Consider the following 6,795-nt stretch of genomic DNA (forward strand, 5'->3'; position numbering starts at 1 on the left):
CTGCGTCGTCTATTCTGCGCCCTTCTGTGTCCAGTCCCAGCCCTCTTCACCGTGGCTGAACTGATTCTCCACTCCAGACCCTCCATTAATACTGTTATTATATGTGTTGGTAAATGCTACGCTTGCGCGCTCTGCATCCCCTGCCGCGATCACTGTACTCTGGCTCGCTTCTGTTGTCAGCTCATAACTGGAACCGCTGTAAACTTCAGTCACCGTCACATTCATGCCTGCCGGGATATGTTCTACAATGACGGACTGCTGTCCCGCCTCTGTAAATGTAATAGAAACTACGTTGCTGTATCTGTCTGTGCCTCTCTCGCCTTCGATCTGGAATACAAAAGTGGCCGGTCCAAGAGTGCTGTTATACTCTGTCAGGGTTTTTACGATCTCCAGATCTCCAAAACGTTCCTCAGCGCCAACCTTGATCACGCTCTGTGCATCATATATCCACTCGTCATCTTCCGCCTGTCCTGAGGAATAATAAAGGTTATTCGGAAGTGAGATAAAGTATGGGGTAAAATTATACTCATACTCTGGAGCTGTCACCGTATCCATCATGACCAGATACATCCCTGTCTCAAGATTTTCCGCCTTTCCCTGTCCCGAAGTTTTTTCGATCGTAACCTCTGCTGCGGGAGATTTTCCATCCAGATTCTCTGCCGCTGTTGCTGCCGCTTTTTCCCAATCTGCATTCTCATCCTCTGACAGTGCCTCAATGTCTACTCCATAATCCTCCAGCATAGTAAAATGTCTCGATTCTGACACCGATGCCACCCGATAAAGCTTTGCTGTAAGATCAGGAGCACCTGCATCTGACGAATAAACACTGTCTGCAGGAACCGTTAAAGTCAAAGAACACTGTGCTGCCGTATCAATTGAGTCTGCCGCACTGATATTGGTTAAAGATAATATCGGAACCGTCAAAGCACAAATGAGAACGAATACTTTGCTCTTTTTCATAAATTCTCTTATTTTCACTTCTTACCCTCCTCTAAGTCTTTTTTCGCCTGCTTCTTACGCGGCTTGAACAAATGCTTCATAAGTACGATCACCAATGCTGTCACTGCCAAACCAAGTAACAAGAATAACATATAGTAGTTCTGGATCGCCTGTACCATCGTATCCACCGGGGTGCTCGCTATCTCTTCCCCTTCATACGGAACTCTGTGTCCTCTGACCAGAAGACGATGCGTATTCACGCCGTATGGTGTACAGGTAAATAGTGTCACATAATCCTGGCCCGATTCAATCTGAAGGGCCTTTTCCAATGTCTCATGATCATCCTTATCCACCATCGAAAGAATCTGATCTACTTCATATGCAAGATTCTCATCTAAAATATGGAGATAAAATCTGTCTCCCTTTTTCATCTGGTCGATATCTGTAAAAAGCTTTGCCGATGGAAGACCTCTGTGAGCTGAAAGAACACTGTGGGTGCTCTCGCCCCCGATCGGAAGCTTCGTACCGTTGAGATGTCCGACACCTGTCTGAAGGACTTCATCGGAAGTTCCATGATAGATAGAAAGCTTTACATTGATCTTCGGAATACTTAGGTATCCCATGATTCCATTGCCCTCTATATTCAAAACCTTCCAGTACTCTGTATCCTTGATATCCGTCAGCTTTGACTGTGTACTGAAAACATCTCCGAAAATATTGTTATGATCGAACGAATTGTTAAATGTCTCAGCAGCATCCCATGCCGCATCAAAATCCTCCGGCTCCAATTTACTGACTGCTTTATCATAAGTCGTGATCAACTGTTGCTGTCGGTAGGTATTCCACTGATTTGAAACTGTGGGATATATTAAAATTCCAAACCCTGCCAAAAATAATAGACCGAATATAAATGTTGTTATTTTACGCTTCATGATTCTTCCTTCGCTCTCTAATATACATACCTCCAATTAATGCTGCCGTGATCACTAATCCAACGATCACCCACAGAATATAATTGGTTTCCAGGCTGATGGAAGATTCCTTTTCCTCCTCATAGGTCTCCTCATACGGAACTCTGTGTCCTCTCACGAGAAGCCTCTCTGTATTGACCCCGTAAGGTGTACAGGTCAAAAGTGTCATCAGGTCCTCACCCTCTACAACATTCAGATTTGATGTGTCTTCCGGCTTTACAACACTGATCTTATCCACCTCATAGCAGAGCACATCATCTAATACATGAATCATAAAATGATCGCCCTTCTTCATCTTATCGAGATCCGTGAATAATATGGCACTTGGAAGACCTCTGTGAGCCGAGATCACACTGTGAGTACTTTCACCGCCGATTGGAAGAGAACTTCCTTCCAGGTGGCCCGCTGCATTTTTCAGGACCTCCTCTGTGGTGTAGTGATAAATAGGGAGTTTTACGTCAATCTTAGGAATTTCCACTGTTCCCATTATACCATCGCCTGTAATATTCAGACAAGACTCATACGCGGTATCCCTTTCTTCCTTTGCATCAGCAACTGCGAAAGAATCGGGAAGGATCATCGGTACCAGCGCATTATTGTAATCCTGCGCCTTTTTCCATTCTGCTTTATAATCAATCTCTCCGTCCTTCTCCATCTCCGATACCTTGTCATCATAATTGCTGATAAGCTGTGACTGCCTGTATGTATTCCATTTATTTGCTATTGTAGGATACAGCAGCAAGGACAACCCTATGATAAAAATAGCCGCTATTATAATGTTAGAATATTTCTTTTTCATATGAGCTCTCCTTAGTGTTGTATAAACGATAGAAAGCACGCTTGCGCGAACTTTCTATTGTAATGAATAAAGTGCAGGGCGGGCGTTCCCCCGCCCTGCAACCAAATGAACTATTTGTTTTCTTTGCGGCGTGATGCAAAGAACAGTGCTGCTGCAATGATCATGATCAGGCAGCCGCCGATTGTGAAGATTGTAGTACCGATACCACCGGTGGATGGGAGGGAAGAAAGTTTTGTATCTACTAATTTACTAGATAAACTTACATTTTGTGTAACTGGTTCTGCATCCTCATTTTTATCACTAACTGTAAATTCTACACCCTCTTCATTAATTGAATACCCTTTTGGTGCTACAGTCTCTTTAAACCAATAAGTCCCTTCTGCTAAACCTTTTACCTGTACCTTACCATTCGCATCTACTTCAATTTCAGTTACTGCACCAGAAGTACCAGCTTCTGTCAGAATATAAGCACCTGAAGTTTCATCTTTAATAAAGGATAAAGGTATTGACGATTCCTTTACATCTTCTTTTGCACTAGCATAAACTTCGAATTTTGCACCTGTCAAAGTTTTACCCTGATCTTTTGCATCAACCTTTGTAACTGTAAGATCAGCAGAATATCCTTGTTCATTATCCTCACCAATCGTTGTCTCATTTCTAAATGCATTAGCTGTATTACTATATCCATCTTCTGTATCTACAGTAGCTGAATAAGTGATAACAACTTCTTTACCTGCATTTGCATTTAAGGTTTCATCTGTATTTCCAATAAGTGCTGAAAAGTCCATTGTATATTGTGTATTATCAACATTATAAGCACCAGTTACCTGATCTTTAACATTGACTCCACCTACTGTTGCCGTGTCTATTCCTGTGATTGTCAGCTTAGAAGGTGTATCAACAATTTTATATGAATTATCTGCTGATACATTTTCAAAGTTAGGGAAGGTAGTTCTAATAGTGAAGTGTACCGTACTTCCCTTAGCAACAAAATTGTCATCTGCTGTTTTATCTACTATATAGCCTGAGGACTTTGCAACTACAGTAGCATCCTTTGCTGCCATGTATGTCTGTGAATCATCATATGTATTAGCAACCATTGTTGCATACTGTGTATGATCACCGGATGCAATAATCACATATGCACCAACTTCATAATTTTCAAATGTTACTGTTTGATTCTCAGCTGTTTTTGTTTCTAAAACTTCTCCTTTTTCCTCTGCTGCTTTTCCAAGGTTAACAGCGTCTGTAATTTCATATTTTGTCTCATCATCGCTTAAAGTAATGTAATCTTTTGCCCAATCTGCAACTACCCACTTTTGCTCTCCATTTTCCTCTACTAAGGAAACTGCCTTATAAATCTTTACAGTTGTAGATGAATCTTTCTCTGACAGATTAGTAACGATGATGTTACTCGTATAATCCTCTGGTGCCGCAAACGTTGTCATCCCCATTCCGAGAACCATAGCTAATGTTAAAAACACAGCCAAAACTTTTTTAATCTTACTCATACTCTTTTCTCCTTTTCTTCTTTATTCATTTCTGTTACCATTACATAACTTTCTTTTCTTACTTTGGCAACTACATTAAGAGTTGTCGGGCTATTAATAATCGCTTTTTCATTATATCGATATGTTTGCCCCCCTCTTACGTTTGTTTTTATATAGAGCCAGCAGACCTGCCAAACACATCAGCAGCGTTCCACCAGCAGTATACCAGAATATTCCGGAACCGCCTGCCTCTGGAAGTTCGTATAATGTATCATTCTTAACTTTAATGACCTGATTACCTTTTTGGCCTTCTATTTCATACATATCCTGCTTTTCATCAATAGGCGTTCCTGTCACATCTATTAAGGTTACCATTCTGTTTTCAATTTTAAAGAAAATATTGACTCCTAGTTTTTGATATCCCGCTGGAGCAGTTTCTTCCACTAATTTGTAGTAGCCTGATAATAGATTCAACTCCGAGAGATTTGTGGAAGTAACCTCAAACTTATCATAACCTGTTATCGGTGTATTCTCCCAGTTCACTATACCAGAACCATCAATTCCTCCTGTCGGATTATAACTCCCTTTATAAAGGCTGAATTTTGCACCATCAAGCTGATTACCTGAGAGCGATGTTCCATATTTTTGCAAATCAATCTTTATTGGATTTTCTGTATAAGAGTTAGTTATCTCAATTTCTGCATTAGTTGTATCCTTCTTACTATAAGTACCCACACATACTTTATTCCAAAGAGATTCATATTCAAAAATAACCTTTCCGTCACTTACGGAAATATGTCCAAAGAAATCAATTCCTTCTTCAATTTTTTCTATTGTGCTGAAAAAACTCGTGTTTTCTATAGTTATTTTATTAAACGTCCCTCCCGCTTCTCTCTGAATACTATCTACTATTCCTTTTCTTTCCGCTAACGAAAGCGTATCCGCAGTCCAAACAAAAAATTGTTGATTAGTCAGACTTCCCGCAATAAATTCATAATCATTAAAATCAATTGTTAAACTATGTCCTGTATCAATACGCTCCATTGTATCGAATATATACTCTGCATCCTGAGTTGTAACCTTTGTTACCTCACCTGTAGTCTCTCCCCCATTCACCTTAGTACTTACTATATATCCATCAATATCCCTATTAACTTCCTTCAAATAATAAGTACCTGTTGGAAGATTCCTGATTTTCCAGGTATAAGTCAGGCCATCTTCACTTTGTGTAGGGACGATACTTCCACCAGTTAATCTCAATACTGCCGCAACCCTTGTACAAGCTTCATCGTAGTACAAATTTATCTGAAAATCTGGAACCTGTGTGATTGGATCAGTAAGACCTTCGAAAGTTTTTTGTACTTTTATATATGGTGGATCTGTCTCACCCACTGTATAATTGAAAATCTGGTTTCCTTCAACCTCCGTTACACCATCAGACTTATACAGTTTTGCTGTCACATATTCACCATTTCTAACTACCTTTACAACCCACTCCGAATCTCCTATTTTATAACCACTGGGCGCTTGTGTCTCTGTTAATACATATGTTCCTTCTCGTAATCCGTCAAAAACTACTGTTCCATCTGTTACAGATGAACGTGTATAGATTTCATTTTCATCCGCCTCATTTACTAATTTAAATTTAGCTCCACTGAGAGCTTCACCTAATAGATTTGTTTTATGAAGTATTAACGATGTAGTTGGGGCTTCCGTTACATCTACGATTTTCGCAGATGGTAGTGTAAATTCCATCTCGCAGTTTGATGCATTAGCACCACGCTCCATATATAAGATCGTCAATCTATGAGTCACATTCTTCTCTTCTTCTGTTAAATCTGCTTTCGTATCTCCCTCATCCAGAAGATATTTCCACAAATCTATTCCTTTATATAATGCACCATGAATTCCACCCAAATCTATAACAACCTTCTTACCATCTAGGATTACCCAAAGATCATCATCTCCCCTAAAAGAATAGTTTAACGGTCCTATATAATCACCAAGTGTAAATTCAACATCATAACGCATACCAAAATAGTAATTATGATTATTATCCCATCCCTTATCAATAACTTCATATGTTTCTTTATCTAGTGGGAAAAAGCTGTTTCCTGCATATGCTGCAGTAGTGCTTTTATCAGGATTTACTACCCTGGACAGTTGATAAGTATCTCCATTCTGTTCAAACTCCAAGGAATATCCCGTTAATATAGTCTTTCCGATCTTAGGCTCATCCGAAAATACTCCCGGTTCATCTACACTAAACTTTACATCTTTATAGTCCTCACTGAGTCCTGTAACAATTCCTGTCTTAAAAGCATTATCCCCCTCTCCTTTTGTAAACTCATTAATTGGTTTTTCATCTACAAATGTATTATATATATTCTCAGGATAATTTTGCCTTTCGGTTATGGTTCCTATTGCAAAACGGTTCGTTTTTACTGACCCGGCTGGATAATTCGCACTTGTATTAATACTAAGTTCGGGGGCTTTACTCTCCAATGTCATTAAGCTAAGGCATTGCAAAGAGAGAGCGAATAAAAAAGAGATCATTTCCAGAAAAAAGAAGTGGTCTCTTTTTATATTTTGATAC

Annotated in this window: 5 protein-coding genes; all 5 read right to left on the reverse strand. The window is 39.6% G+C overall.

Annotated elements, in window-relative coordinates:
• Positions 1–9: 9 nt before the first annotated feature.
• A complete protein-coding gene (locus AC4OGX_RS14720; protein WP_493331340.1) occupies positions 10–978 on the reverse strand; it encodes a DUF5979 domain-containing protein in 969 nt (322 codons plus the stop codon).
• Positions 975–1,871: a class C sortase gene (locus AC4OGX_RS14725; RefSeq protein WP_493331341.1), complete on the reverse strand. Its 897-nt coding sequence runs from the start codon at positions 1,869–1,871 to the stop codon at positions 975–977. Before AC4OGX_RS14725 ends, AC4OGX_RS14720 begins: the two co-directional genes overlap by 4 nt.
• Entirely contained in the window at positions 1,861–2,709 is an 849-nt protein-coding gene (locus AC4OGX_RS14730) for a class C sortase (protein ID WP_493331342.1), read from the reverse strand. The genes AC4OGX_RS14725 and AC4OGX_RS14730 overlap by 11 nt, the downstream gene beginning before the upstream one ends.
• Before the next feature lie 110 nt (positions 2,710–2,819).
• Entirely contained in the window at positions 2,820–4,220 is a 1,401-nt protein-coding gene (locus tag AC4OGX_RS14735; protein WP_493331343.1) for a SpaH/EbpB family LPXTG-anchored major pilin, read from the reverse strand.
• Between the two features lie 111 nt (positions 4,221–4,331).
• On the reverse strand, positions 4,332–6,795 hold a 2,464-nt coding region (locus AC4OGX_RS14740), incomplete at its 5' end, for a SpaA isopeptide-forming pilin-related protein (protein ID WP_493331344.1).

It is taken from the genome of Faecalicatena sp. (assembly GCF_058819085.1).